This window comes from Arachnia sp. (assembly GCF_057238465.1).
The window spans coordinates 181,077-206,536 of sequence record NZ_DBHHFZ010000001.1 but is presented as its reverse complement, the minus strand read 5'-3'; the positions used below and the strand labels follow the sequence as shown (position 1 = coordinate 206,536).

Sequence of the window (25,460 nt, the reverse complement as noted above, 5' to 3'; positions counted from 1 at the left end):
CCGCTCTCCTTTGCCTATGTGGGTTGTCAGCGGGAAACGAACGTCCCGATGGGTTCGCCCTGCACGACGCGACCGATGTTGCCCCGCTCGGACAGGTTGAAGAAGATGATGTTGAGGGCGTTGTCGCGGGCCAGCGCGATGGCGGTGGCGTCCGCGACCTTGAGGTCCCGGGACAGGAACTCGTCGTGGGTCAGGCGCTCGTAGCGTCTCGCCGCCGGGTTGGTGCGTGGATCCGAGTCGTAGACCCCGTCCACTCCCTGCTTGCCCATGAGCAGCACCTCGGCACCGATCTCAAGTGCGCGCTGGGCGGCGACGGTGTCGGTGGAGAAGTAGGGCATTCCCGAACCCGCCCCGAAGATGACCAGCCGGCCCTTCTCGAGGTGGCGTTCCGCGCGGCGCGGGATGTAGGGCTCGGCCACCTGCGCCATGTTGATGGCCGACTGGACGCGGGTGTGGACTCCCTCCTTCTCCAGGAAGTCCTGCAGGGCGATGGCGTTCATGACGGTGCCGAGCATGCCCATGTAGTCGGCCCGGTCCCGGGCCATGCCGTTGTTGCTCAGCTCGGCGCCACGAAAGTAGTTGCCGCCACCCACCACCACGGCCACCTGGGTGCCCTGGGAGACCACCGCGGCTATCTCCTTGGCGATGCCGGATATGACGACGGGATCGACCCCCAGTTTCCCACCACCGAAAACCTCTCCCGAGAGTTTCAGCAGCACGCGCTGATACGGCTTGTTCATGGGGTCTGCCTTCCTGATGGGTGACGCGTCACGGCACACAATATCGTCCCAAGCGAAACGAGCGCGCCCCCGAGGGGACACGCTCGTTTCACCAGCATCGGATCAGGCACCCACGGCCAGGCGTGCGAAGCGCTTGATCTCGACCCCGGCGGCCTTCAGGATGTCGCCGACGGTCTTCTTGTCCTCCCAGACCGCGGGCTGGTCCAGCAGCACGACGTCCTTGTAGAACCCACCGAGACGACCCTCGACGATGCGCGGGATCGCGCCCTCGGGTTTGCCCTCCTCGCGGGCGGTGGCCTCGGCGATGCGGCGTTCGTTCTCCACCACGTCAGCCGGAACCTCGTCGCGGGAGACGTAGACCGGGCTCATGGCGGCGATGTGCATCGAGACCTGGTGGACGAGGGCCTCGTCACCACCGGCGTAGGCCACCAGGACACCGACCTGGGGAGGCAGGTCGGAGGCGCGGCGGTGCAGGTACAGGTGGGTGTCGCCGTCGTAGTTGGCCACGTTCACCAGCAACAGGTTCTCGCCGATCGTGGCGGCCAGCGACTGCACGGCCTCCTGGACGGTCGAAGAACCGAGCGGAGCGGCCTTGGCGGCCTCCAGGTCCTTGGCGCCGGATGCGGCGACGGCCTCGACGATCTGATCGGCCAACTTGACGAACTCGGCGTTCTTGGCCACGAAGTCGGTCTCGGCGGCGAACTGGATGAGGATCCCGTCCCTGCCCGCGACGATGCCGTTGGTTGCCTCCCGGTCGGTGCGCTTGGCGGCCTTGGCGAGCCCGGAGATGCGAAGCAGTTCGATGGCCTTCTCGTAGTCGCCCTCGGCCTCGGTGAGGGCCTTCTTGGCGTCCATCATTCCCGCGCCGGTGGCGTCGCGCAGCTTCTTGACGTCAGCAGCAGTGATTGCCATGTCAGTTTCCCGTCTTGTCTTGTGAAATTACTCGGACTCGGTCTTGGCAGGGGCCTCGGCGGTTTCCTGCGTCTCCGCGGCGGCATTGTCGCCCTGGGCGAGGAGCTCACGCTCCCAGTCGGGCATGGGCTCGGCCTCGGCCTCCTCGCCGCTGCGGCCGGAGGAACGCTGGATCAGGCCCTCGGCCACGGCGTCGGCGATGATGCGGGTCAGCAGGGCGACCGACCGGATGGCGTCATCGTTGCCGGGGACCGCGTAGTCGACCTCGTCGGGATCGCAGTTGGTGTCGAGGATCCCGACGATGGGAATGCGCAGCTTGCGGGCCTCGTCGACGGCGAGGTGTTCCTTCTTGGTGTCGACCACCCAGACGGCCTGCGGGGTGCGGACCATGTCGCGGATACCGCCGAGGGTCTTGCTCAGCTTGTTCTTCTCACGCTCGAGGTGCAGCAGCTCCTTCTTGGTCAGGCCGCTGCTGGCGGAGTCCGTCAGATCCATGCCCTCGAGTTCCTTGAGACGCTGGATCCGTTTGGTGACGGTGTGGAAGTTGGTGAGCATGCCGCCCAGCCAGCGCTGGTTGACGTACGGCATGCCGACCCTGGTTGCCTGCTCGGCGATGGCCTCCTGGGCCTGCTTCTTGGTTCCGACGAAAAGCACCTGGCCGCCGCGGGCGACGGTGGACTTGACGAACGAGAAGGCGCTGTCGATGTAGCTGAGCGACAGCTGGAGGTCGATGATGTAGATCCCGTTGCGCTCGGCGAAGATGAAACGCTTCATCTTCGGGTTCCAACGGCGGGTCTGGTGCCCGAAATGGACTCCGGATTCGAGGAGTTGACGGGTTGTCACGACGGCCATGGCCGTTCCTTTCGCGGCGGGCGCGTCAACGCCCGCCCTTGTCAATGGCGAGCAGGGCTCGCGCGGGTGGTTGTTTCCAGACCCCGCTGGGGGCCTTTCCTGATGCGCCCGGCGGCGGCACCCGCGACGCAGAATCCCGGGACCACACCACCACCGACGGTTCCCGTTGCGGCGCATGCGACGTCAATCGGATGGCCCGATTGCGCGGCCAATCCTAGGCCCCGGGGCATGAAGTTTTCAACACCGGGCACGCTCTTCCCCGATGCCGGAGATCGCCCCGTTGCGTCTCCCACAGTGAAGAACATGAGGAAGGCACTGCTACCACTGACCCTTCTGGCCCTGGTCCTGTTCCCCGCAGTGGCGCACGCGGATGCGGGGCTGGTTCTCTCGGCCCCCGTGCCGGGGGCGCTGCTGCGTCCCTTCGACGGCGGAACCGCCCTTTACTCCGCCGGGCACCGCGGTGTGGACCTGGCCGCCGACCAAGGGGCGCAGGTGCGTTCCGCGGCGGTCGGGACGATCTATTTCAACGGGGAGGTCGCGGGCCGCCCCTCGGTTTCCGTCGATCACGGCAACGGGTTGCGCACCACCTACACCCCCGTCGCCGGGTCGCTGCCCGAAGGCACCCAGGTCAGGGCGGGTGAGGTGATCGGGCACCTGGCGGGGCCGCCACACTGCGATCCCCGGTACTGCCTGCACTGGGGCCTGACCGACGGCACGGTCTACCACGACCCGATGCTCTACCTGAAATCCCCACCCATCCGTTTGCTGCCGCACGGCACAACCCCGCCGCCCGTCGCCTGGCTTCCACCCGCCCAGGTCCCGGGCCCGGCGCCCGCGCCCGGCTCCCTGCCGGTGGCCGGTCCCATCACCAGCCCGTTCGGGATGCGGGTGCACCCGGTCACCGGGGTTCTGAAACTCCACGACGGGGCGGACATCGGTGCTGGTTGCGGCACCGCGATCCATCTGCCCTGGGCCGGTACGGTGGTCTCCGCCGGCTACGACGGCGGCTACGGCTACCGAGTGGTGGTGGAGCACTCCGGGATCCGCACCGGGTACGCCCACATGCCGGGAATCGAGGTCACGGCGGGCCAGAGCCTCGGAGCGGGTGCCGTGGTGGGGCATGTCGGCAGCACGGGCTACTCCACGGGCTGTCACCTGCACTGGATGGCCTGGCGGAACGGCCAGGTCATCGACCCCCTCACCCTGGTGCGCTGACCCCCTCAGGCCCGGGGATGGGCCTGCTGGAAAGCCGTCCGGAGCCGTTCGTTGGTTACGTGGGTGTAACGCTGGGTGGTTGCCACGGAGGCGTGTCCCAGCAGTTCCTGGACGCTGCGCAGGTCCGCTCCCCCCGCCAGCAGATGGGTGGCCATGGCGTGCCGCAGCGCGTGGGGCCCGACGGATGCGCCACCCGCCGCAGTGGCGGCGTGGACCACGCGGCGGGCGACCCGGGGATCGAGGCCACCGCCGCGGGCGCCGAGGAACAGCCGGGCCGGGCTGTCCGGTCCCGCCACACGGTCCCGGGCCGCCAACCACGCCTCGAGGGCACGCCGGGCCGGGATACCCATGGGAACGGTTCGTTCCTTGTCGCCCTTGCCGAGCACCCGCACCGTCGAATTCTCGAAATTCACGTCACGCAGCCCCAGCCCACAAGCCTCCGAGATGCGCAGCCCGCTGGCGTAGAGCAGCTCGACCAGAGCCACGTCACGCAGCGCGATCGGGTCGCCCTCGGCGGCGGCCGAGGCCAAGGACGCGATGGCGTCGCTCACCTGGATTTCGGTGGGAACCTCGGGCAGGGTGCGTGGCCGCCGGGGGGCGCGCAGCCGGCTAGCCGGATCCGAAGCCACGAAACCCTCCCTGCGCGCCCAGGCGAAGAACCCCCGGGCGCAGGAGACGCGACGCTGCAGGGTTGCGGGCTCCGCGCCGGAATCGACCTGGTCGGCGAGCCAGGAACGCAGGTGCGCGAGGGTGACCCGGCCGGGCGGTACCCGCACCGCCGAGGCCAGACCGGTCAGGTCCGTCTGATAGGCGCGAACGGTGTTCTGGGACAGGCCGCGTTCGGTCTCCAGGTGGCGCCGGTACTCGGCGATCAACGCAGCCCAGGGCCCTTCCATGCCCTCAAGTGTGGCAGCGGGCATACTGTTGCCCTGCACGACGAACCGGAGAACAGGAAGATCGATGCCCGAGGACCTCACCACCGGCGGACGCATCCGCCCCATCACGCGCTGGGGTACCCCCGTGATGCACGAGACCACCAAACCCGTCACCGAGTTCGGGGAAGAGCTGCACGAGCTCATTCGTGACATGTTCGCAACGATGCGGGCCGCCGAGGGGGTCGGTCTGGCGGCCACCCAGGTGGGGGTCGGGGTTTCCGTTTTCATCTATGAATGCCCGGACGCCGACGAACACGTCCAGCGCGGGGTGGTCTGCAATCCGGTGGTGGAACTTCCCCAGGGCAAGGACCGCAACCTCGACCTCACCGAGGAGGGTTGCCTGTCGTGGCCCGGCGGCTACTCCGGGGTTCCCCGCCCCGACAAGGCCATCTGCCGGGGTCAGGACGCCTACGGCAAGGAAATCGAACTGCTCGGCACGGGACTGCTCGCCCGTTGTTTCCAACACGAGACCGACCATCTGAACGGCACCGTGTTCGGGGATCGTATCTCGGCCCGTTCCCGCCGGAAACTGGATGCCCAGGTGGCCGATCTGGCGTGGCGTTATCCCGAGGACTGGCCGGTCTCCCCGAAGCGGGATTCTGCCCCACGCCCCGGCGAGGAGTGAACCGGACCGCCGGGACCCGCAAACCGGGACGCGATGCGCGCTTCGTCATGGCCAGCTGAAAGAATAATTACTGATGGTGGACCACGGTGGAGCCGCCCCAACGCCGAAAGCGAACCATGAAAATCCGAACCCGTCTGCTGGCCCTGGCCTCGGCCACGGCCCTTCTTCCCGCATTCCTCGGAGCTTCCACTCAACCCTCCTGGGCGGTCCCCGCGCGCAACGAGACGCCCCGGCTGGCGATCGGCGCGGTGCAGGGCCCCGGTGCTTCCAGTCCCTACGTGGGGCGCACCGTGATCGTGGAGGGGGTGGTGACCGGCGATTTCCAGGGTGAGGGCCAGCTCGGCGGCGTGTTCATCCAGGACGCGGGCGACGGGGACGATGCCACCAGCGACGGCATCTTCGTACACGACAAGGGCGCGAACGAACTGGCCGTCGGGGACCGGGTACAGGTCAGGGGAAAGGTGGGCGAGTACAAGGACCAGACCCAGATCACCCCCACCACGGTGACGAAACTGGACGGCGGCGATGCGGTGGCCCCGCTGGAACTGAACCTGCCGATCAGCGACTGGGAACGCTACGAGGGCATGTTCCTCAGGTTTCCGCAGGCCCTGACCATCCTCGACTCCCATGACTTCGACCGCTACGGGGAAATCACCTACGGCACGAAACGACAGTGGGCGCCGACCGGCGTCGTCGATCCGGGACAGCCCGCCATCGACCTGCTGGCCAGCAACAAGGCGGACCGCCTGAAGGTCGACGACGGACGCAGCTCCCAGAATCCCACCCCCGCCATCCACCCGAACGGGGAACCGATGGCCAGGGACAACTACTTCCGCACCGGCGACCAGGTTGCGAACCTGACCGGTGTGCTGGGCTACGGATTCGGTTCCTACCGGTTGCAGCCGACCACGGGCGCCGACCACACGGCCAGCAATCCCCGTCCCCCCGCCCCGGAGAAGCAGGGAAACCTGCGGATCGCCTCGTTCAACGTGCTGAACTACTTCACCACCCTCACCTCGGACGACTCGCGGGCCCGGGGCGCCGACACCCCGGAGGAGTTCCAACGACAGCAGGCGAAGATCGTCGCGGCCATGACCGCCCTTGACGCCGACGTCTTCGGGTTGATGGAGATCGAGAACAACGGAACCGCCGTCGACGATCTGGTGGCGGCCCTCAACGCCAAGGCCGGGGAGGGCACCTACGCCGCGGTGAAGACGGGAAAGGTCGGAAGCGACGCCATCTTCCAGGCCTTCGTCTACAAACCGGCCACGGTGGAACCGGCCGGTTCCTTCAAGACCCTGGGTTTCGGCCACACCGGGAACCGGCCATCGCTGCTCCAAACCTTCCGCCACAAGGACTCCGGTGAGCTGGTCAACGTGTCGGTCAACCATCTCAAGTCGAAGGGCTCGCCCTGCAAGGGTGACCCCGACACGGGCGACGGCCAGGGAAACTGCAACCAGACCCGCACCAAGGCTGCGGAGGATCTCGTCTCCTGGCTCCGGGGCGACCCGACCGGCCAGGGCGCCGACCGCACCCTGATCATCGGCGACCTCAACTCCTACGACCACGAGGACCCGGTGAAAACCCTCACCGAGGGGGGTTACGCCGACATGGAGAAGAAGTTCACCGGCGAACAGGCCTATTCCTACGTCTTCGACGGCATGTCCGGCTATCTGGATTACGCGCTCGCGAACCAAGCCGCGGAAACCAGCATCGTCGACACCCGTTCCTGGCACGTCAACGCGGATGAGGCGGACATCTTCGACTACGACATGACCTACAAGAAGGCCGCGGAGCAGGAACTCTACAGCCCCGACCCGTATCGTTCCTCCGACCACGACCCGGTGGTGGTGAGCCTACGGCTCGGGGATCCCCGGACCCCGGAACCCTCATCGCCGGCCCCCACCGAACCAACTTCGTCGAGCACCACCCTTCGCCCCGGCCTGCCGAGGACCAGCGGCTAACGCAACCAGTGGGCGAAAATGGCCGCGGCGGTGGCCACGTTCAGCGAGTCGACACCTGCCGCCATCTCGATGGTGAGGCGGAGATCCGAAGCGGCCAGCCAGTCGGCGCTGAGCCCGTGCCCCTCGGAGCCGAGCAGCAGCGCCAGTTTCTCCGGGGCCCGGTAACCGGTCAGCGGCACGGCCTCCGGTGAGAGGGTGGTGGCGGCCAGTTCGAACCCGGCGGCCCGGAACCGGGCCAGGTCCGTGACGGAATCGGTCATGCGCCGCCACCCGACCCGGAAGCAGGTCCCCATGGAGGCCTTGACGGCCCGCCGGTAGAGGGGATCCGCCCCGCCCGGGGAGATCACCACGGCATCCCACCCGAGGGAGGCGGCGACGCGGATGATGGAACCGAGGTTCGCGTGGTCGACGAGGTCTTCACACACCATGACGCGACGGGCATCGAGGATGACCTCCCACGCCGTCTCCTCGGGCCGTTCGAAACTGGCGAGGGCCCCGCGGTGCACGTGGAAACCGCTCACCTGCTCGATCAGCCGGTCATCCGCCACCAGGCAGGGAACACCGGGCCAGGCCGCGAGCACGTCCCCCAGGCCGGGCAGCCATTTCGCCGCCAGCAGGAAGGACCTGGGACGGCACCCGGCTTCGGCTGCCCGCCGGATGATCTTGTCACCCTCGGCGATGAAGATTCCCCGCTCCCCCTCCACCCTGCGTCGAAGCCGTGAGTCCCGCAACGAGACGTATTCGCCCATCCGGGGATCTTCGGGGTCGGTGATGTCGAGGCGCATACCCGCGAGGGTAATGGGTGACCCCACCGGAGGGCCGCCCCCGACAGGAAACGGATGCACCCACGGTGTTCACGAGCATCGAAGGTTCACCCTGCAGCAATGGATCGGGGTCCTGGTTTCTCATCGGCACATGACTGAAGGGGGTCCGGGCACACGCGGCGAACGGGTATTCTCCACCCGCCGCAGGGCGTTCGAACCTCCTGACGGGCTACTCTCGAAACGTGGTCCGCAAAATCCTGGCTTCGGCGCTGGTCCTGGTCTGCCTGCTGTCGATGATCCACCTGGGCCGCGCCACCCTGCCCGGGCTTCGCGGCCCGGAAGCGGTCGCCTCCCAGCTCTCCTGGCTGGCCGGGAAGGCACCATCGGCCGCTTCTGAGATGCAGACGCTGTTCCCCGAGGGCGAGTTCTTCACCTGGGCGTTGACCGGCCTGGCGGCCGGGAACCTGGCCCGTTCGGGTCACGACACCGGAAGGCACCTTGAACTCCTGGAACGGGCGATCACCGAGACCGGGCGCCCGGCGGTCGCCGGTCGTTTCGGCACCAACGACCTGCTGCCGCACGGAACCTTCTACCACGGGTGGCGGCTGCTCCTGCTGGTGGACCGCGCCGCCCTGACCGGGGATGCAACGCAGCTGGCGGAGGTCTCCTCCGAGGCCCGGGCCATCGCGGCGGCGCTGGATGAGAACCCCCTGCCGTCGTCCTATCCCGGTGCGGCGTGGCCCTGCGATGTCGTCGTGGCGCTCGCCGCCGTACACCGGGCCAACCGGCTCGTCGAGGTTCCAGGGCTGGCCGACGTCACGAAACACTGGTTCGAGGCGATGGAGTCGCACCGGGATCCGAGCAACGGGCTGCTGGTTCACCAGCGCGGGGAGTCCCGGGCACGCGGCGCATCGCAGTCACTCATCCAGGTGTTCCTGCCCGACATCGATCCGGAACGGGCGGCCCGCGAGTGGGTGATCTACAAGCAGGCCTTCCTGTCCCCAACACTGGGCCTGGTGGGGATCCGGGAACACGCTCACGGCGTCGACGCCCCAGGGGATGTGGATTCCGGACCGCTCGTCAACGGGGTCTCGGCCAGCGCCTCCGCGGTGACCCTGGCGGCCGCGCGCCGCCACGGGGATGTCGAACTCGCCACGGTCCTGGACCGGGAGGCCGACCTGCTCGGGCTGCCGCTGCCGGCCGGCTCGGGGACGGCCTTCGCCCTCGGGTTCCTGCCCGTCGGGGATGCCTTCGTCGCATGGGCGCGTTCGGTTCCGGCCGCCGATGCCACCGGCGATCCCGCGCCCCAGCCCTGGTGGTGGCTGATGTGGTTGACAGCCTTCCTGCCCGGCGCCGCCGGAGGAGCTTTGTGGTTCAGAGGAAGAAAATCCCGCAGCAAACCACCCCTGTCATGATCCGCTTGTCTTCCTGACGGGAACGCTTGTCTTGTGGTCGTGCGCTTGCGCTGTAGCGCAGGCAAACGACCACAAGACAAGCGAGGCGCAAAGGCGGAGGAAGAACTGTAGGCTCGTGTCTCGTGTGGTCGAAGATGAAGGACCCGTTCCTGCTGCTCATCCTGATCTCGGCCGGGATCGGCTATCTCCTCCCCGTCGAGGGAGCAGCTGCCGCGACGCTGGGCTGGGTGACGAAGGCAGCGATCTTCATGCTCTTCCTGGGTTACGGGGCGCGTCTGTCCGCCGCGGAGGCCTGGGCGGGTTTGAAGCACTGGCGGCTCCACGGCACGATCCTGGCCTGCACCTTCGTGCTGTTTCCCCTCATCGGGGTCGGGCTGCTGCACCTGCCCTGGTACGGCACGGAACTCGCCCTGGGTCTGGCCTTCCTGACGCTGGTGCCCTCGACGGTGCAGTCGTCGATCACTTTCACCTCCCTGGCCCAGGGCAACGTGGCAGGGGCGATCGTCTCGGCGACGACGTCGAACCTGCTGGGGGTGGTGCTCACCCCGCTGCTGGTCATGGCGATCCTGCCCACCACCGGGGCCGCTCCCATTGGGTGGGGGGCCTTCGTCGCCGTGATGGTGCAGCTGCTGCTCCCGTTCATCCTGGGGCAGTGTTCCCGCCAGTGGACGGCGGAGTTCATGGTCCGGCACAAGGCACGCCTGAAGTGGCTGGATCAGGGGGTGATCTGCCTTGTCGTCTACGGGGCCTTCTCCGACTTCCGGGTGACCGGGGTGCGGGTTGGGGCCAGCGAGTTCGGCATCATGCTGGTGCTGTGTCTGGTCGTCCTGGTGTTCATGCTGCTGCTGACCAACCAGGTGGCGCAGTGGCTCCGGTTCCCCCGGGATGACCGGGTGGCGATCGTCTTCTGCGGCACCAAGAAATCCCTGGCCACCGGGGTGCCGATGGCCACGGTGCTGTTCGCCGGTCAACCGGTGGGACTCATCGTCTTCCCCCTCATGGTCTTCCACATGCTGCAGCTGGTGGCCTGCTCAATCGTGGCCCAGCGTTGGGCCACGAAAACCAATGCCTGAGCCCTGGCCCCCTCGGAGCAGCTTCTTGTGCCAGGAGCTCGACTCAAATCACGCCCAATAATTGACACTCCATGATTTTCTTGGTGGTCTTGCGCCACGTGTTCATGGCGAGCCGAAGGAGGTCGCGATGAAGAAGAGAAACTGGACAACAGCGCTGTCGCTGTCCCTTGTCCGGGAGAGGGTGACGGCACCTGCTGTGGCTGAGACCAACCCGGCCGAAGAAGAGTGGACCAGGATCAGCGAAAAAGTCAACAACGATGCCGAACCAGGACTCCTGACTCCCAGCAAAAGCACTTCCGTTCTCGAGGTATCGTCCAGCGAACCCCGGCCCATGCCCACCAACGCCAGCCAAGACGCAACCACCGCCGACTGGGCGATAAGGCAGGTCGGCAAGCCGTACAGCCTGCAGTACTGGAACATCAACCGCCGCGACAAGTTCTACTGCGCACACCTGGTGTGGGCGGCCTTCAGGGACACCGCTGGTGTTGATCTCAACACCAGAGCATACGGAGCAGCCATCCACCCCATGGAACTGGTTGGCAACCCGAAAACTGCCGTGATCTACAAGATGAGACCATGAAACAGCTCTTCATCGGTTTGCTGGTGGCGGCGGTGCTCACCGCCGCCACCGCCTGCACCTCCCAGAAACCCACACCGGAGGACTGCGCCCACGGGGTGGCCGTGATCTGGTCCTCGGAACAGGCCAAACCCAGCCACGTGGAGCTGTGGGACCAGCAGGGAAAACGCGCTTCGCTCAAGGCCGATGTGCAGGGCGTCTTCGCCACAGCCGAGTTCTCCGGTGAGCAGCCCTCCCAGTGGTTCGTCTCCAACGGGAACACCTTCCGCGACCAGACCAACATCTCCCGGCTCGACCGCACCACCTGCTCGGTACACAGCCACCGCGCCAAGGAGGCCGGCGCCTTCGGCGCGGCCGAGGTCAACGATCACGTGGTGCTCTCCCATCTCTCGCTCGGCGATCGAACCTGGCTCGAGATCTACTCACAAACCGGTGAATTGATCACCACCTACCAGACCGGCCGGGATGCGCCAGACACTTTGGCGCCTTCGAAAAAAGAACTGATGACGTTCACCACGGAGGCCCCAGAAATTTCCGACTCCTTGGAAGCCCAATACGGACCGATGCGGCTCCTTACCCTTGAAGTACAGGACTCTTACCGTGAAAGAAGCCGCATCGACATCTCAGCCACTTTGAACCTTCCAGCTGCAAGCAGCGGCGCCACCGATGCAACCGTCATCGAGAACACCGTCTACTTCGTGGTACCGCACCTTGACAATCAGGATGTCTCCCCCATTTTGGATGAGACCCGGAGTGCGCTGAGTGTGGCTGACCTTTCCACAGGAGAGATCACGGAGATCCCCCTCGAGCAGGACGTCCCATACCAGGTGGAGCAGCACGAGGGCATGCTGTACGTGGCCCACACCTACCTGAATCCCGCGATCCGGGAGTTCGAGGAATACCGCTACATCTCCCGTGTGGATCCGGCCACCCAGCAGGTCGAGACCTTCGACGTCGGCCCCCGGCTCAAAGAGATCGCCTTCTCCGAAGGCCTGCTGTACGTGCTCCACGACGACGCGATCGAACCGCCCGTGCTGGAGGTCTACGACCCGGGAACGATGGAGAAACTGGCCTCCCATGAGCTGACCGCCCCCACCGGCGGGCACTACTACATCGGGGCCATCGGACTCGGACTCCCGGCCGAGAAGTCCAGGTGACGCCGTGGGCGGAGGTCATCGTGACCTCTGCCCACAGCGCTCACTCCAGGACCGAGGTCACTCGTCGGCGGCGCTCGGGTGGGTCATGTCGGCGGGAACAACCCACTGGTCGAACTGTTCGTCGGTCAGGAAACCGAGTTCCAGAGCCGACTCGCGAAGCGACAGACCCTTGTGGTGGGCGTTCTTCGCGATCTTGGAGGCCTTGTCGTAGCCGATGTGCCGGTTGAGGGCGGTGACCTGCATCAGGTTGGTGTCCAGGTTGGCCTGGATCCGTTCCTTGTTCGGTTCGATGCCGTAGGCACAGTTGGAATCGAAGGAGACGCAGGCGTCGCCGAGCAGCTGGATGGACTCGAGCACGCACCATGCCATGACCGGCTTGAACACGTTGAGCTGGAAGTTGCCCTGGGAGCCTGCGAAACCGACGGTGGCATCGTTGCCGAAAACCTTCGTCGCCACCATGGTCATGGCCTCGCACTGGGTGGGGTTCACCTTGCCGGGCATGATGGAGGATCCGGGCTCGTTCTCGGGGATGAGCAGCTCGCCGATGCCGTTGCGGGGCCCGGATGCGTACCAGCGCACGTCGTTGGCGATCTTCATCAGGGCGTCAGCCAGGACCCGCAGCGCACCGGAGACGAGAACCAGCGCGTCGTGGGCGCCCAGCGCCGCGAAGAGGTTGTCGGCCTGCTTGAACTCGATGCCGGTTTCCTCGGAGATCTTCTCGGAGGTGAGCACCCCGAACCTCGGGTGGGCGTTCAGACCGGTGCCGACGGCGGTGCCGCCAATCGCCAGTTCACGGGCACGCGAGTCGGCGTACTCGATGCCCTCCAGGGCGAAGTCGATCTGGGCCACCCAGCCGGAGAACACCTGGCTGAGGCGGATCGGGGTGGCGTCCTGCAGGTGGGTGCGACCCACCATGATCACGTCTTCGTACTGCTTGGCCTTCGCGTCCAGGGTGTCACGCAGTTTCCGGACCCGCGGGTACATGGCCGCCAGTTCGTTGACCACTGCGATGTGCATGGCCGTCGGGAAGGTGTCGTTGGATGACTGGCCGCGGTTGACGTGGTCGTTGGGGTGGACGGGGGTCTTGGTGCCGAGTTCGCCTCCGGCCAGCTCGATGGCGCGGTTGGAGATGACCTCGTTGACGTTCATGTTGGACTGGGTGCCGGACCCGGTCTGGAACACCACCAGCGGGAAGTGGTCATCCAGTTTGCCCTCGATGACCTCGTCGCCGGCCTTGGCGATGAGATCGGCGATGTCGCGCGGAAGCTCCCCGAGCTCCGCGTTCGCCAGCGCCGCGGACTTCTTCAGGATGCCGAGCGCCTTGACCATCGGCCGACCCCACACGAAGGTCTCGCGCCCGATGTCGAAGTTGTGAAGCGACCTCTCGGTCTGGGCACCCCAGTACCGGTCGGAGGCCACCTCAATGGTGCCCATCGAGTCGGATTCGGTGCGGGTGTTCGGTGTTGCCATTGGAACTCCTTTGCTCTGTCGCCAACGCTTCCAAGGTTATCGTCAACGAACCGGCATCGGAGCAGCGGGTGTTGCATGCGTTTCCCGTTTGCGCGTTCAGCCCCGGGGCAGGTGACGGGAACGGGCGCTCCACCTGCCGTCATCTGTGCGGGCGACCACCAGGTCCATGCCGAATGCGGCACTCAGGTTGGCATCGGTGAGCGTTTCCTCCAGGGGTCCGGCGGCGGTCACCCGTCCTCCGGAGAGCAACAGGCAGTGGGTGACACCGTCGGGGATCTCCTCGACGTGGTGGGTCACCAGGACGCTGGCCGGGGAGCCGGGGTCCTGGAAGAGTTCGGTCAGGGTGCCGACGAGGGCCTCGCGGCCCGCCAGGTCGAGCCCGCCGGCGGGTTCGTCCAGGAGCAGCAGCTCCGGATCGGTCATCAGCGCCCGGGCGATCTGCACGCGTTTGCGTTCCCCCTCGCTGAGGGTTCCGAAGGTGCGATCCGCCAGGTGATCCACGTAAAGGGAGTAGAGCAGGCCACGGGCACGTCCCTCGTCGCCGCTGTCGTACTCCTCACGCCAGCGCCCTATCACCGCCCAGGCCGCCGAGATCACCACGTCGAGGACCCGTTCCCCGGCGGGAATGCGTTCGGCCAGGGATGAGGACGTCAAGCCGATGCGGGGACGCAACTCGAACACATCCACCCGCCCCAGTACCTCGTCGAGCAGGCGAACCGTACCGGATGTCGGGAACATGTTCGCGGAAAGTATGGACAGCAGCGTGGTCTTGCCGGCCCCGTTGGGGCCCAGCAGCACCCAGCGCTCGTTTTCTCCGATATTCAGGTTCACCGAATCCAACAGGATCGAGGTTCCACGTCTGACCGTCACGTCTTCGAGCGCTGCCACCACTGCCATGCGGCCAACGTTACCCGTACCGGGGGTTCCGCGGGCAAGAACCTCGAATCCGCCCGCGAAACCCTTCCGGTTGCCTCAGGCCCCGGTGGAGTGGAGGCCGCCGTCGACGTGGATAACCTCACCGGTGGTGGCGGGGAACCAGTCGGAGAGCAGCGCCACCACGGCCTTCGCGGTGGCCGTGGTGTCGGTGGGGTCCCACCCGAGGGGTGCCCGCTGTCCCCAGATGTCGTTGAACTTCTCGGCTCCGGGAATGGCCTTCTTCGCGATGGTGTCGATCGGGCCGGCGGCGACCAGGTTGGAACGGATCCCCTCGGATCCCAGGTAGCGTGCCAGGTAGCGGCTGGCCGATTCGAGTCCGGCCTTGGCCACCCCCATCCAGTCGTACTGCGGCCAGGTGACCCGGGCGTCGAAGGTGAGGCCGACGATGGAGGAACCGGCGTGCAGCAGTTCCCGGCAGGCCACCGCAAGCGAGACGTAGGAGTAGGTGGAGGTGTTCAGGGAGATCCCGACGTCCTTCCACTCGGTGTTCAGGAAGGCTCCGCCGAGGGCCCGCTCGGGATTTGCGAAGGCGATGGAGTGGACGATGCCGTCCAGGCGGTCGCCGAAGTGTTCACCGAGCTGCCCGGGCAGCGCCGCGAGGTGTTCGGGATCGGTGACATCGAGTTCCAGCACGGGCGGAACGGTCGCGAGCCGCCCGACGACGCGCCGCGTCAACCCGACGGCCCGGCCGAGATTGCTGACGACCACCTTCGCACCCTCGGCCTGCGCGATCTCGGTGACGCGGTAGGCGATGGAGGTGTCCATGGTCACTCCGGTGACCAGGATGTTCTTGCCTTCGAGGATTCCCATGTAGATGCTCCTTGGTTTTCTCAGTGACCCATTCCGAGGCCGCCGTCGACCGGGATGACGGCGCCCGATACATATCCTGCCCCAGCGAGGAACAACGCCGCATCCGCGACTTCCTCGGCCTGCCCGAGACGCGCGGCCGGGATTCGATCCCGATAGCCCTTGACGACCTTCTCGTCCAGGGTCGCGGTCATGTCGGTCTCGATGAACCCGGGGGTGATCACGTTGGCGGTGATGTTACGACCTCCCAGTTCGCGTGCGATGCTGCGGGCCATTCCGATCAGCGCCGACTTGGAGGCCGCGTAGTTGACCTGTCCGGGTGATCCGAGCAACCCGACCACCGAGGAGATCAGGATGATTCTCCCGAACCGGGCGCGCGTCATGGGGCGGGCCGCCCGCCGCACCACGCGGAAGGTGCCGGTCAGGTTGGTGTCGATCACCGCCTCCCAGTCCGCATCCGACATCCGCGCCAGCAGGGTGTCCTTCGTGACACCGGCATTCGCGACGAGCACCCCCACGCTCCCCAGCTCGGCCTCGACCTTCTCGAAGGCGGCATCCACCCGGGCCTGGTCCGTGATGTCGCATTCAACGGGCAGCACGCCCTCGGGAACCTCACCTCCGGCGCGATGGGTGCCCGCTACGCGGTACCCCGCGTCGCGGAACTTCTCGGCGATGACGCGGCCGATGCCGCGCGTCGCCCCGGTAACGAGAACAACAGGCTTGTCTTGCACGGACCAAACACTATCGTGGGTACCGTGATGGCCGGCCGCCCCGTTCCCGAGGGACTCTCCCGGGTGGTTTCCTGGCTCCGCTGCCCGGTGTGCACCGCCCCCTTGGAGCTGACCGGCAGAACTCTCGGTTGCGAGCGCCGCCACTGCTTCGACGTGGCCCGGCAGGGGCACCTGAACCTGCTGCTCCGGGCCGCACCGAGGAACGCCGACACCCCCGGGATGCTCGCCGCGCGCGACCGTTTCCTGTCCGCGGGCTGGTACGAGCCACTGACCCGGAGAGTGGTCGCCACCCTGGCCGGCGCCGACCGGGTCCTCGAGGCGGGGGCCGGAACCGGCCACTACATCGGTGCTTTCCTCGACGCGGCCCCCGGGGCGACCGGCCTGGCGGTGGACGTCTCCCCGGCGGCCTGTCGTCGCGCGGCCGGACGCAGCCCACGGTTGGGAGCCGTCGTCGCCGACGTCTGGGGTCGCCTGCCCGTGGCCACGGAACACCTGGACGCCGTGCTCTGCGTGTTCGCTCCCCGCAACCCTGCCGAGTTCGCCCGGGTGCTCACCCCGGGCGGGCGGCTGGTGGTGGTGACCCCGGGTCGGGATCATCTCGTGGAGCTGCGTGAATCGCTCGGTCTGCTGGGCCTCGACCCGGAGAAACTGGAACGGCTGGACAGCTCCATGACCGGTTTCGACCTCGTGGACCGGCAGGAACTCACCCATCCGTTGAACCTGTCCGTCGAGGCCACGGTCGACCTCGTCGCGATGGGCCCGAACGCTTTTCACTCCCACACGGCCCCCACCGCGACAAGAACCACCGCGGCCTTCACCGTGAGCACGTTCCAGCGCCGACGGTGAGGACCCGGCCGCAACACCACGAGCCGCATCCGCGGAACCTTGATTGTGTGGGATGCCGGGTGGGCGGAGCGAGGCGTCGCAAAACGGGTTCAGGGCACGCGGCACCGTCCCTTCCACGCTTGACCCCAACGCAGTTTCGCCGAGGGGATTCGCATGTCTGTTCGACGGCCTTGTCAGTCTAAAATGGGCAACGTGCTGCACTCCGTCCTTGGTCCCTCGCACGCTGCTGAGGCGCGCCCGCGACTGGACCATTGGAGCCTCGTGGCCGTGATCGCCTGCGCCTGCATGTTGACTCTCACATCAGTGGCGGTGACCGAACTCGAGATGGGCAAAACAGGAATCAGCTACCTGCAGTTGTTCCTGGCTCCTGCTGTTGCTGTCCTGGCCTTTGCCACCAGCATCAAGATGCGCAATGACCCGGTCCGTGCACGCCCACCTCGTTCGCTCGTCGTGGCGACGGTGGCCTTCCTGCTGCTCCTCCTGCTCGCGGCGCTCTCCCTGCCCTTGGTGAATCACCCGGCCAGCGTGCAGTACGGCGTCCCTTCGGCGACGGTTCCCGTCCCGCTGGTGTATCTGGCCAGTCCGCTGGTCACGGCCGGGTTGACCTGCCTGCTGGCGGTCCTCGCCGTGAACCTGGCCCCACCTGAACATTTGTTCCGGATCCTGTGGTGGTTCGCCGTGATCAGTGCCGCAGCCACGCCCGTGGCGTTGATCTGGAATGCCATTCACGAGGACCTGTTCGGCCGCCTGGAAACACGCCTGGGAGGGGCGGCGGTGATCCATCTGGTGTTCCTGCTGGGGATATCCGTGTGCCTGGGTGCCGTGTTCAAGGGGCATCGCAGGGTTCTGTCGTCCTTGGCCGCGCTCGCCCATCTGCTGTGGTTCATCGCATCCGGCGCTCGCGCCGGTCTGATCTCCCTGGCCGTGTTCCTGCTCCTGATGGGCATCCCCCCTCTGGTCAACTCCGTGAGGCGACACCCCGCACGCCTGCCCTTCGTCGCTGCGGCGACCATGGCCGCCCTGACGGCTTTCCTGTTCGCCGCCAGATACGTTCTCGGCAACCGGGGGGTGGACATCACTGGTGGTGGTCGCGTGGACACGTGGAGCTATGGCCTTCACCAGGCCTTCTCCTCCCTGCCCAACCTGGTCTTCGGAACCGGCTACGGGGTGCTGTGGCCCTGGTTCGCCTTCGATGCGCAGGCCCTGCCGCAACCCGGCGCGCACGGCACCAAACAGATGCCCTCCGGAATCACGCTTTCCCATGCCCACAATCTCTACGTGGCGGTCTTCTCCGAGCAGGGGCTGATCGGTCTCGGGCTCCTCCTGACCACCCTCGGGGTCGTCTGCTGGGCGTGGTGGCGGGCCCGCGGCGTCGTCGAACGCACCATGGCCTCGGGTCTCGTGGCCACCCTCCCCAGCTTTTTCTTCGATACCTACCTGATCAAGAACTTCCCCGTCAGTTTCGTGTGGTGGGCCGTTCTCGCCGCCCTGCTGATGATGATCGGCAAGCGGCGCAGCGGCGACGGGGAGCAGCGTTCGAAGGCCCAGCGGAGGCCCCGCGTGCTCAAGATCGGGTCTCATTGACGATCAGGCAGGCCACCAGGTTGGCGCCCGCCGCCTCCAGAAGACCGATCATCTCCTTGACCGCGTTGAGCGAGTCCCGCCGGTCCATCAGCAGCACGGTGGTCTCGCCCCCGGCCACGGCGCGAAGCGCCACGGGATCGGCCCCGTCGGGGGTTGCCGTGAGTGCTGCGGCCTCCGCCCCGAGTTGCTCGCCGAGTCCCCGGCACCACGGCCCGGGATTCACCCTTCCCCCGGTGCCCACCAACACCACTCCCCCGGTTTCCGAGGTTTTCAGGTGCGGGGCAAGCACCGCTGCCAGCTGCTGGAAGGCCTTCTCGTCGGCTTCGGCACGAAGCACCAGCTGACCGTCGGCGGCCAACGCGGTACCGGATGACACCAGGGGCCGCAACGCCGCCAGCACCCAGACGACGATCAGGCCCGCAACGACCCCCAGCACCCCACCTGCGGCCAACGTGACCCCCCGGCTGGCGCCGGTGACAACTGTTTTCGCGGGGGCGTCAACCGTTTCCGCCCGGACCAGTTGCTGATCGGAGGGGTGCAGTCCTTTGATCTCACTCGCCATCTCCTCGGCAAACGCTTTCGAAACCTTCAGCGATTGATCCCGGTCCGGGAGGGTTACCGTCAGGATCAGGAGCTGGTCCGAGAAAACGACCGTGGTGGAGGCGGTGACCTGTTCCGCTGTCATTCCCGGCACCTGGGCGGCCACCCGTTCGGCGACGCGGGTCCCCTGCGCGAGCGCCTGGTAGAGGGACATCTCGGAGCGGATCACGGATGTCACACGCTGTGCGTCCTCGGGGGTCCCGATCGAGGACGCCATCAGGACCACCACCCGCGAGGTGGTGCTGTAGACGGTACGGGTGGCGTTGCCGACGACCCACCCGCCGGTCAGGCCCGCCACGGTGGCGACCGCGATCACCAGCCAGGACCGCGTCAGGGCGCTCGCGAAATCGCGCAGGTTCATGTCACTCCAGGGACGTCGACGTTCGGACGACGCAATTATAACGACGATCGTTATAAACGGTCGAAACGGCAGCTCACGGTTCGAGGAACTCCCTGAACTCCTCGCGCGCCCGCTCGGCCCGCTCCCGGGTGGGCATCTCACAGAAGATGCGCAGGAGCGGCTCGGACCCGAAGAACCCGGCGATGATCGCCCGCCAACCACCGGCGCCGAAGTTGATGCGCGCCCCGGCATGGCGTTTTCTTGCCCCTGGACCGCACTCGACGCGGACCATTGTGATCGAACAATTGTTCAACCCTGCGCATTGTTTGCGCAAAATGTGCAATGTGCTCAGGCCAGGGCGATGAGATCGGCGTAGTCGTCGCTCCACAGGTCCTCGACCCCATCGGGCAGGACCAGCACCCGGTCCGGTTCCAGGGCCTCAACGGCCCCGGGATCGTGGGTGACGAGCACGACAGCCCCCGAGTAGGAACGCAGGGCGGACAGCACCTCCGCGCGGGAAGCCGGATCGAGGTTGTTCGTCGGCTCGTCGAGCAGCAGCACGTTGGCGGCCGAGACGACCAGCATGGCCAACGCCAGGCGGGTTTTCTCCCCACCCGAGAGCACCTTCGCGGGTTTGTCCACGTCATCCCCGGTGAACAGGAAGGAACCGAGCACCTTGCGAACCTCCACATCGCCCAGGTCGGGGGACGCGGAGACCATGTTCTCCAGCACCGATCTGCTGACATCGAGGGTCTCGTGTTCCTGTGCGTAGTAGCCGAGTCGTGCCCCGTGGCCCAGGATCCGCTGCCCCACATCGGGTTCCTCCAGCCCGGCGAGAAGCCGCAGCATCGTGGTTTTCCCGGCACCGTTCAGTCCGAGGATGACCACCTTGGATCCCTTGTCGATGGCGAGGTCGACGGCGGTGAACACCTCCAGCGAGCCGTAGGCCTTCGAGAGGTCGCGGGCCATCAGCGGGGTTTTCCCGCAAGGCGCTGGCTCGGGGAACCGGATCCGGGCCACCTTGTCGTGTTCCCGTTCCCCCTCGATGCCGGACAGCAGCTTCTCCGCGCGCCTGGCCATGTTCTGGGCGGCGACGGCCTTCGTGGCCTTGGCGCGCATCCGGTCGGCCTGGGCCATCAGCTGCGACGCCTTGCGTTCCGCGTTCAGGCGTTCCCGTTTGCGGCGTTTCTCGTCGGTCTCCCGCTGCTGCAGGTAGCGTTTCCAGTCCATCGCGTAGAGATCCAGTTCGGCGCGGTTGGCGTCCAGGTGGAACACCTTGTTCACCACCGCCTCGAGCAGACCGACGTCGTGGCTGATCACCACCAGACCACCCCCGAAACCCTGCAGATAGCCCCGCAGCCATGTGATGGAGTCCGCGTCGAGATGGTTGGTGGGTTCATCCAGCAGGAGGGTGTCGGCGTCGGAGAACAGGATCCGAGCCAGTTCGATCCGGCGTCGCTGACCACCCGAGAGGGTGTAAAGAGGCTGCCCGAGGACACGGTCCGGCAACCCGAGGTTGGCGGCAATCCGAGCCGCCTCGGCCTCGGCGGCGTATCCTCCCGCCGACAGCAACGCGTTCTCGGCACGGGCGTAGGCCGCCATGGCCTTCTCCCGTTCGGTTCCCCGCGAGGAGCTCATCTCCTGCTCGGCCCGCCTGAGACGCGCCATCACCTGATCCAGTCCGCGGGCCCCCAGGATCCGGTCGCGCGCGAGCTGCTCCGGCTCCCCCGAACGGGGATCCTGCGGCAGGTAGCCGAACCGCCCGGACCGGGTGACGGTGCCGGATGCGGGCAGTCCCTCCCCCGCGAGTATACGGGTCAGGGTCGTTTTCCCGGCGCCGTTGCGACCAACCAGCCCGATGCGATCCCCCGCAGCGACCTGGAAACTGACCGGGGACAACAGGAGCCGCGCCCCGGCGCGTACCTCCACATCCTTGACCTGCAGCACGTCGGCGAAGTTTACCCACCGGGGCGCGTTACGGCGGCTTCCACCACCCACCCGGTATCCCACTGACCCCCGGGGTCTGGCACCATGAACAAGTGGCAACCGCGAGTCGCCACCCCAGCTGAGTCAGGAGTTAGAACATGGGTTTCATCAAGGCCTTCACGGGCGCCCTCGGCGGCGTCTTCGCCGATCAGTGGCTGGATTTCCTCACGGTCCCCCGCGGCATCAGCCCGACGGCAGCGTTCTTCCCGGCCGCCCACGAGGGCAGGAACGCGGGGCGCGGTTCCAACACCAAGGGCTCGGAGAACATCATCAGCAACGGCTCGAAGATCGTGGTTCCCGACGGTTACGGCCTCGTCTCCTTCCAGGACGGGCGGATCACCGGCTTCGTGGCGGAACCCGGCGGGTTCGAGTTCCGCGGCCAGGATCCCTCCTCCCAGTCGGTTTTCGCCGGCGACGGGGTGTTCGGCCAGGTGATCCGGAACACCTGGGAACGCATCAAGTTCGGCGGGCGGCCGAACGCCATGCAGCAGGTCTTCTTCGTCAACCTCAAGGAGCTCCCGGACAACCGCTTCGGCACCCAGTCCGAGATCTACTGGGACGACGCCTACCTGGGTGCGCAGGTGGGCGCTATCACCCGCGGCTCCTACACCCTCCGCATCGTTGATCCCCTTCTGTTCATCTCCACCGTCATCTCGGGCGCCGTGATCGCGAACAACCAGGTCTTCGACTTCACGGACATCGACAATCCCGTCAGCGAACAACTCTTCACCGAGGTGGTGTCCAGTCTGGGTTCCGCCTTCTCGAAGTACACAAACGACCCCGAGCGGGGAAACCGCATCACCCGGCTGCAACAGGATTCCATCGGGTTCGCGAAATCCCTCAGCGCTGCCGTCGAGGAGAACTACCAGTGGCGTTCCGGGCGCGGCCTTCTCATCGAACGAGTCGCACTGGCGGCCATCGAGTACGACGCCGACACCCGAGCGCTGCTTTCCGACGTGAAGAAAGCGGACGCGCTGCGTGGGGACCGTGGCGCCTCCTTCATGCAGCAGTCCGTGGCCCGGGGAATCCAGTCCGCGGGGGAGAACGGGGGCGGTCAGGGTCTGGTCGGCATGGGCATCGGTGTTCCCATGATGGGCGGAATGATGGGCGGCTTCCAGCAGCCGACGCAGCAGCCCGCACCGGCACAACCCGCGCAGCCCGAACAGCCCGCGCAGGCGGCCCCCCAGGAGGATCCCGTCGCGAAGCTGAAACAGATGAAGGAGCTGCTCGACGCCGGGGTGGTCTCCCAGGAGGAGTTCGACACGCTGAAGAAGCGGCTGCTCGGGCTGTAAGAGGACACGAAACCATGACAGCCTCCGGAAGTGGCGGCCAGGGCTGGGGGCAGCAACCCTGGCCGCCCGGGTATCCCCAGCAACAACCACACGGCTACCCTCCCCCACAGCAGGCCACCGGGTATCCCCAGGCCCAGCAGCCCTGGCCCGGATATCCCCCGCAACCGGGAGTTTTCCCGCCCCAACAGGAGTCCCGTCCCCTGAGCGAGAATCCGTACGCCAATCCGGGGCACGTCGCGGGGCCACCCCCTGTTCCCGCCGCCCCGGGCAACCCCTGGACACCAGCGCCTCCACAGCAGGACATCCAGGAGCCGGCTCCCGTCCCCCAGGTGATCGAGCTTCCCGACGGCGGCCGCACCGGCGTGATGATCAAGTGCGCCAGTTGCGGGGGCACTGACATCCGTTACGTCGTCGAGGCCCGCTCCTTGGTCTGCGCGAACTGCCGGTCCCGTTACAACGAACCGCGTCTGGAGGACCAGGTTGACCTGACCGGGGGGATACGGGACCTGGAGGGCACCGTGGTGACCCATTCCTCGCAGGACCTGGTCGGGCAGAGCATGGTGACACTGAAGTGCGACGGCTGCGGCGCGGAGGTGGTCATCGACGTGCACGAGACCGTGCAGGTGCGCTGCCACTGGTGCCGAAGCTATCTCTCACCCAACGCCAGGATCGCGAATGGGGCGACCCCGGACGCGGTGGCCCCGTTCCTGGTTCTGCAGCACGACGCCGTGGAGATCATCCGCGAGTTCGTGGACCAGCGGAAGTTCTACGCCCATCCCAGGTTCAAGCAGGAGTTCGCCCCCGAGAACGTGGTAGGCGTCTACCTGCCCTATTTCGTGTTCGACGGGCAGGCGCATGGCGATCTGACGGGCCGTGGCGAGGTGCAGACCGGATGCTGGACCGAGAAACACGGGGATTCCTGGGAAACCTACTACTCCGCCGATGCCTACAACGTTGCGCGCAGTTTTGACATGAGCATCGATGACCTGCTGCTGGAGTCCAACCAGGAACGCGGAAACATGGGCGATCCGTCGCAGACCAACAACATCATCAATGCGATCCTGCCGTTCAACGTGAAGGACGCCCTGCGTTACAGCCCGAACTATCTTCGCGGCTTCACGAGCGAACGCCGCGACGTGAACGTCACCGAGATGGATCACATCGTCCGGGACCGCCTGCTCAGCATCGCCCGCGCGAAGGGGGAGAACATGGTGGAGAGGTACGACCGGGGTGTCCGCTGGGACACCGAGCACGTGGACCTCCAGGGTTCACGCTGGGTGACGGTCTATCTGCCGGTGTGGCTGTACTCCTACTACCAGCCCGATCGCGGGCTGAAACATTTCGTGGCGGTCAACGGCCAGAACGGCAAGGTGATGGGATCGGTACCCATCAACCGGACGATGCTGTACCTGATGACCTTCCTGATTTTCGTCATCGGCACCGCAATCGGGCTGATGCTGTTCGTGGCAACCTTGTGATGGGAGCTGACATGTCCTTCTGGATGGTTCTGTTGGAGCGCTCGTCCTCGGGAAGTATCCGGTTTGCCCTGTTGGCGCTGGGGCCGATCGCCGCCATCGCCTTCTACGGCTACATCATGTCGCGGTACCGAAATGCCGACAAGTCGTACCAGTTCGAGGAAACCACCCGCGTCGAACTCCAGGACGTCCAAGGGTCAGACACCTACCTCGAGTCCATCGGCCGCACGCAGGAAAAGCACGTGGAGGGCCACGAGTACTCCAAAGAACCGAGAAACCGGCTGCGGACGTGGTAGGGAGTCCGGGCGCCGCCCGCAAAGCGGCCCCGGGGATCCGTCAGCTGCCCGCCAGGAAATTGAGGATCGCCGCGTTCCACTGATCCGCGTGGGAAACGTTGATCCCGTGAGGCCCGCCCTCGATCACGACCAGCTGCGCCTGCTGCGCGTACTCGGGCATGCGGGCGCTGGACTTTGCCAGCGGGACGTTCTGGTCCCCGTCGCCGTGGATCACCAGCAGCGGGACGTCGATGCGACGACAGTCCTCGCGCAGGTCCTCGGTCCAGGAGAGAATGGTTGCAACCGCGGCGTGCGGGGCCGACTGCTGGGCGATCTCAACCGCCTGCCTCCGGACCTCCTCGGGAACGGTGAGCCCCTGGTCGTTGCTGTAGAACCAACCGCAGAACTGGTCGACGAAACCGGCGTGGTCGGCGGCGCAGGCATCCGCCAGCTCCTGGAATCCCTCGCGGGGCATGGCACCGTCAGGATTGTCCTTCGTGATGCACAGGGCCGGGCAGATGGACCCGGACAGGATCGCCGCACCGACACGCCCCGATCCGCGCGTCGCCAGGTAACGGGCCACCTCACCACCGCCCATGGAGAACCCGAGCAGCACCACGTCGTGCAGGTCGAGGCCGGTCAGCAGGGCGTCCAGGTCGGCTGCCAAGGTGTCGTAGTCGTAGCCGCCACGGGGTTTCCCGGACTGCCCGAACCCACGCCGGTCGTAGGTGATCACCCGGTATCCGGCGGCGGCGAGCACCTTGGCGTTGTCGGCGAACGCGGCCCCGGACAGCGGCCAGCCGTGGATCATCACAATGGGTCGCCCGGATCCGATGTCGGTGTAGTTCAGGTTCACCTGGTCCGGGGTGGTCAGCTTCGGCATCTTCGC

At 66.6% G+C, this 25,460-nt stretch carries 25 protein-coding genes; 12 read left to right on the top strand and 13 right to left on the bottom strand.

The genetic code is table 11. From position 1 onward, the window contains the following. Positions 1-26: 26 nt before the first annotated feature. From pyrH to rpsB, 3 genes are all read right to left on the bottom strand, one after another. On the bottom strand, positions 27-740 hold the full coding sequence (gene pyrH, locus ACO6D6_RS00925) for a UMP kinase (RefSeq protein ID WP_484782508.1): 714 nt from the start codon (positions 738-740) through the stop codon (positions 27-29). 102 nt (positions 741-842) lie between these two features. Continuing rightward, the gene (gene tsf, locus ACO6D6_RS00920) at positions 843-1,652 is read right to left on the bottom strand and encodes a translation elongation factor Ts (protein ID WP_484782507.1); all 810 of its coding nucleotides are present in this window, start codon (positions 1,650-1,652) and stop codon (positions 843-845) included. A gap of 27 nt (positions 1,653-1,679) precedes the next feature. Beyond that, a complete protein-coding gene (gene rpsB / locus ACO6D6_RS00915; RefSeq protein WP_484782505.1) occupies positions 1,680-2,504 on the bottom strand; it encodes a 30S ribosomal protein S2 in 825 nt (274 codons plus the stop codon). Positions 2,505-2,807: 303 nt separating this feature from the next. Between rpsB and ACO6D6_RS00910 the strand changes: the two genes are divergently transcribed. Then, on the top strand, positions 2,808-3,719 hold the full coding sequence (locus ACO6D6_RS00910) for a peptidoglycan DD-metalloendopeptidase family protein (protein ID WP_484782504.1): 912 nt from the start codon (positions 2,808-2,810) through the stop codon (positions 3,717-3,719). Positions 3,720-3,724: 5 nt separating this feature from the next. Here the strand turns inward: ACO6D6_RS00910 and ACO6D6_RS00905 are convergent, their stop codons facing one another. Continuing rightward, positions 3,725-4,615: a tyrosine recombinase XerC gene (locus ACO6D6_RS00905; protein ID WP_484782502.1), complete on the bottom strand. Its 891-nt coding sequence runs from the start codon at positions 4,613-4,615 to the stop codon at positions 3,725-3,727. 64 nt (positions 4,616-4,679) lie between these two features. Between ACO6D6_RS00905 and def the strand changes: the two genes are divergently transcribed. Together def and ACO6D6_RS00895 are read left to right on the top strand one after the other, a co-directional pair. Further along, positions 4,680-5,279, top strand: a complete 600-nt coding sequence (gene def / locus ACO6D6_RS00900) for a peptide deformylase (RefSeq protein WP_484782501.1) — start codon at positions 4,680-4,682, stop codon at positions 5,277-5,279. Positions 5,280-5,395: 116 nt separating this feature from the next. After that, entirely contained in the window at positions 5,396-7,243 is a 1,848-nt protein-coding gene (locus ACO6D6_RS00895) for an ExeM/NucH family extracellular endonuclease (RefSeq protein ID WP_484782499.1), read from the top strand. Here ACO6D6_RS00895 and ACO6D6_RS00890 read toward each other — a convergent pair. Then, positions 7,240-8,028, bottom strand: coding sequence for a TrmH family RNA methyltransferase (locus ACO6D6_RS00890; RefSeq protein WP_484782497.1), 789 nt, complete (start codon positions 8,026-8,028; stop codon positions 7,240-7,242). The two genes, ACO6D6_RS00895 and ACO6D6_RS00890, sit on opposite strands and share 4 nt — an antisense overlap. Before the next feature lie 221 nt (positions 8,029-8,249). Between ACO6D6_RS00890 and ACO6D6_RS00885 the strand changes: the two genes are divergently transcribed. From ACO6D6_RS00885 to ACO6D6_RS00870, 4 genes are all read left to right on the top strand, one after another. Continuing rightward, positions 8,250-9,422, top strand: coding sequence for a hypothetical protein (locus ACO6D6_RS00885; protein WP_484782496.1), 1,173 nt, complete (start codon positions 8,250-8,252; stop codon positions 9,420-9,422). A 134-nt stretch (positions 9,423-9,556) separates the two neighbouring features. Then, complete coding sequence (locus ACO6D6_RS00880) at positions 9,557-10,495, top strand: bile acid:sodium symporter family protein (protein ID WP_484782892.1); 939 nt, start codon at positions 9,557-9,559, stop codon at positions 10,493-10,495. A 127-nt stretch (positions 10,496-10,622) separates the two neighbouring features. Beyond that, entirely contained in the window at positions 10,623-11,075 is a 453-nt protein-coding gene (locus ACO6D6_RS00875) for a YiiX/YebB-like N1pC/P60 family cysteine hydrolase (protein WP_484782494.1), read from the top strand. Further along, positions 11,072-12,229, top strand: a complete 1,158-nt coding sequence (locus ACO6D6_RS00870) for a hypothetical protein (RefSeq protein ID WP_484782493.1) — start codon at positions 11,072-11,074, stop codon at positions 12,227-12,229. Before ACO6D6_RS00875 ends, ACO6D6_RS00870 begins: the two co-directional genes overlap by 4 nt. Before the next feature lie 57 nt (positions 12,230-12,286). Here the strand turns inward: ACO6D6_RS00870 and fumC are convergent, their stop codons facing one another. The 4 genes from fumC to fabG form a co-directional block, all read right to left on the bottom strand. Then, a complete protein-coding gene (fumC, locus tag ACO6D6_RS00865) occupies positions 12,287-13,699 on the bottom strand; it encodes a class II fumarate hydratase (RefSeq protein ID WP_484782492.1) in 1,413 nt (470 codons plus the stop codon). A gap of 96 nt (positions 13,700-13,795) precedes the next feature. After that, positions 13,796-14,596 (bottom strand): ABC transporter ATP-binding protein, encoded by an 801-nt coding sequence (locus ACO6D6_RS00860; RefSeq protein ID WP_484782491.1) that lies wholly within the window; start codon positions 14,594-14,596, stop codon positions 13,796-13,798. A gap of 75 nt (positions 14,597-14,671) precedes the next feature. Then, the gene (fabI, locus tag ACO6D6_RS00855; protein WP_484782489.1) at positions 14,672-15,445 is read right to left on the bottom strand and encodes an enoyl-ACP reductase FabI; all 774 of its coding nucleotides are present in this window, start codon (positions 15,443-15,445) and stop codon (positions 14,672-14,674) included. Between the two features lie 20 nt (positions 15,446-15,465). After that, the gene (gene fabG, locus ACO6D6_RS00850) at positions 15,466-16,173 is read right to left on the bottom strand and encodes a 3-oxoacyl-ACP reductase FabG (RefSeq protein WP_484782487.1); all 708 of its coding nucleotides are present in this window, start codon (positions 16,171-16,173) and stop codon (positions 15,466-15,468) included. Between the two features lie 27 nt (positions 16,174-16,200). On the opposite strand from fabG, the gene ACO6D6_RS00845 reads away from it, so the two are divergent. Beyond that, entirely contained in the window at positions 16,201-17,019 is an 819-nt protein-coding gene (locus ACO6D6_RS00845; protein WP_484782891.1) for a putative RNA methyltransferase, read from the top strand. 192 nt (positions 17,020-17,211) lie between these two features. Next, positions 17,212-18,603: a hypothetical protein gene (locus ACO6D6_RS00840; protein ID WP_484782485.1), complete on the top strand. Its 1,392-nt coding sequence runs from the start codon at positions 17,212-17,214 to the stop codon at positions 18,601-18,603. On the opposite strand, the gene ACO6D6_RS00835 is transcribed toward ACO6D6_RS00840, so the two are convergent. The 3 genes from ACO6D6_RS00835 to ACO6D6_RS00825 all read right to left on the bottom strand — a co-directional run bounded on the left by ACO6D6_RS00835 (position 18,584) and on the right by ACO6D6_RS00825 (position 21,490). Next, positions 18,584-19,564, bottom strand: coding sequence for a YveK family protein (locus tag ACO6D6_RS00835; protein ID WP_484782484.1), 981 nt, complete (start codon positions 19,562-19,564; stop codon positions 18,584-18,586). The genes ACO6D6_RS00840 and ACO6D6_RS00835 overlap by 20 nt on opposite strands. 73 nt (positions 19,565-19,637) lie before the next feature. Continuing rightward, entirely contained in the window at positions 19,638-19,835 is a 198-nt protein-coding gene (locus ACO6D6_RS00830) for a hypothetical protein (protein ID WP_484782908.1), read from the bottom strand. Between the two features lie 56 nt (positions 19,836-19,891). After that, positions 19,892-21,490 (bottom strand): ABC-F family ATP-binding cassette domain-containing protein, encoded by a 1,599-nt coding sequence (locus ACO6D6_RS00825; RefSeq protein WP_484782482.1) that lies wholly within the window; start codon positions 21,488-21,490, stop codon positions 19,892-19,894. A gap of 137 nt (positions 21,491-21,627) precedes the next feature. On the opposite strand from ACO6D6_RS00825, the gene ACO6D6_RS00820 reads away from it, so the two are divergent. From ACO6D6_RS00820 to ACO6D6_RS00810, 3 genes are read left to right on the top strand one after another with little or no spacing between them, the layout of a single operon-like run. Next, the gene (locus ACO6D6_RS00820; protein WP_484782480.1) at positions 21,628-22,821 is read left to right on the top strand and encodes an SHOCT domain-containing protein; all 1,194 of its coding nucleotides are present in this window, start codon (positions 21,628-21,630) and stop codon (positions 22,819-22,821) included. 14 nt (positions 22,822-22,835) lie between these two features. Then, a complete protein-coding gene (locus tag ACO6D6_RS00815) occupies positions 22,836-24,299 on the top strand; it encodes a hypothetical protein (protein ID WP_484782478.1) in 1,464 nt (487 codons plus the stop codon). A gap of 11 nt (positions 24,300-24,310) precedes the next feature. Beyond that, a complete protein-coding gene (locus tag ACO6D6_RS00810) occupies positions 24,311-24,592 on the top strand; it encodes a hypothetical protein (protein WP_484782477.1) in 282 nt (93 codons plus the stop codon). Between the two features lie 40 nt (positions 24,593-24,632). On the opposite strand, the gene ACO6D6_RS00805 is transcribed toward ACO6D6_RS00810, so the two are convergent. Continuing rightward, the gene (locus ACO6D6_RS00805; protein WP_484782476.1) at positions 24,633-25,454 is read right to left on the bottom strand and encodes an alpha/beta fold hydrolase; all 822 of its coding nucleotides are present in this window, start codon (positions 25,452-25,454) and stop codon (positions 24,633-24,635) included. Positions 25,455-25,460: the final 6 nt, after the last annotated feature.

What these genes read in the sequence shown, in the direction of transcription:
- ACO6D6_RS00845 (WP_484782891.1), top strand. Translation starts at nt 16,201, where the DNA reads ATGGCCGGCCGCCCCGTTCCCGAGGGACTCTCCCGGGTGGTTTCCTGG.
- def (WP_484782501.1), top strand. Translation starts at nt 4,680, where the DNA reads ATGCCCGAGGACCTCACCACCGGCGGACGCATCCGCCCCATCACGCGC.
- ACO6D6_RS00815 (WP_484782478.1), top strand. Translation starts at nt 22,836, where the DNA reads ATGACAGCCTCCGGAAGTGGCGGCCAGGGCTGGGGGCAGCAACCCTGG.
- ACO6D6_RS00895 (WP_484782499.1), top strand. Translation starts at nt 5,396, where the DNA reads ATGAAAATCCGAACCCGTCTGCTGGCCCTGGCCTCGGCCACGGCCCTT.
- ACO6D6_RS00910 (WP_484782504.1), top strand. Translation starts at nt 2,808, where the DNA reads ATGAGGAAGGCACTGCTACCACTGACCCTTCTGGCCCTGGTCCTGTTC.
- fumC (WP_484782492.1), bottom strand. Translation starts at nt 13,699, where the DNA reads ATGGCAACACCGAACACCCGCACCGAATCCGACTCGATGGGCACCATT.
- ACO6D6_RS00820 (WP_484782480.1), top strand. Translation starts at nt 21,628, where the DNA reads ATGGGTTTCATCAAGGCCTTCACGGGCGCCCTCGGCGGCGTCTTCGCC.
- ACO6D6_RS00890 (WP_484782497.1), bottom strand. Translation starts at nt 8,028, where the DNA reads ATGCGCCTCGACATCACCGACCCCGAAGATCCCCGGATGGGCGAATAC.
- ACO6D6_RS00810 (WP_484782477.1), top strand. Translation starts at nt 24,311, where the DNA reads ATGTCCTTCTGGATGGTTCTGTTGGAGCGCTCGTCCTCGGGAAGTATC.
- ACO6D6_RS00805 (WP_484782476.1), bottom strand. Translation starts at nt 25,454, where the DNA reads ATGCCGAAGCTGACCACCCCGGACCAGGTGAACCTGAACTACACCGAC.
- ACO6D6_RS00870 (WP_484782493.1), top strand. Translation starts at nt 11,072, where the DNA reads ATGAAACAGCTCTTCATCGGTTTGCTGGTGGCGGCGGTGCTCACCGCC.
- ACO6D6_RS00835 (WP_484782484.1), bottom strand. Translation starts at nt 19,564, where the DNA reads ATGAACCTGCGCGATTTCGCGAGCGCCCTGACGCGGTCCTGGCTGGTG.
- ACO6D6_RS00880 (WP_484782892.1), top strand. Translation starts at nt 9,557, where the DNA reads ATGAAGGACCCGTTCCTGCTGCTCATCCTGATCTCGGCCGGGATCGGC.
- tsf (WP_484782507.1), bottom strand. Translation starts at nt 1,652, where the DNA reads ATGGCAATCACTGCTGCTGACGTCAAGAAGCTGCGCGACGCCACCGGC.
- fabI (WP_484782489.1), bottom strand. Translation starts at nt 15,445, where the DNA reads ATGGGAATCCTCGAAGGCAAGAACATCCTGGTCACCGGAGTGACCATG.
- rpsB (WP_484782505.1), bottom strand. Translation starts at nt 2,504, where the DNA reads ATGGCCGTCGTGACAACCCGTCAACTCCTCGAATCCGGAGTCCATTTC.
- ACO6D6_RS00860 (WP_484782491.1), bottom strand. Translation starts at nt 14,596, where the DNA reads ATGGCAGTGGTGGCAGCGCTCGAAGACGTGACGGTCAGACGTGGAACC.
- ACO6D6_RS00830 (WP_484782908.1), bottom strand. Translation starts at nt 19,835, where the DNA reads ATGGTCCGCGTCGAGTGCGGTCCAGGGGCAAGAAAACGCCATGCCGGG.
- ACO6D6_RS00875 (WP_484782494.1), top strand. Translation starts at nt 10,623, where the DNA reads ATGAAGAAGAGAAACTGGACAACAGCGCTGTCGCTGTCCCTTGTCCGG.
- ACO6D6_RS00905 (WP_484782502.1), bottom strand. Translation starts at nt 4,615, where the DNA reads ATGGAAGGGCCCTGGGCTGCGTTGATCGCCGAGTACCGGCGCCACCTG.
- pyrH (WP_484782508.1), bottom strand. Translation starts at nt 740, where the DNA reads ATGAACAAGCCGTATCAGCGCGTGCTGCTGAAACTCTCGGGAGAGGTT.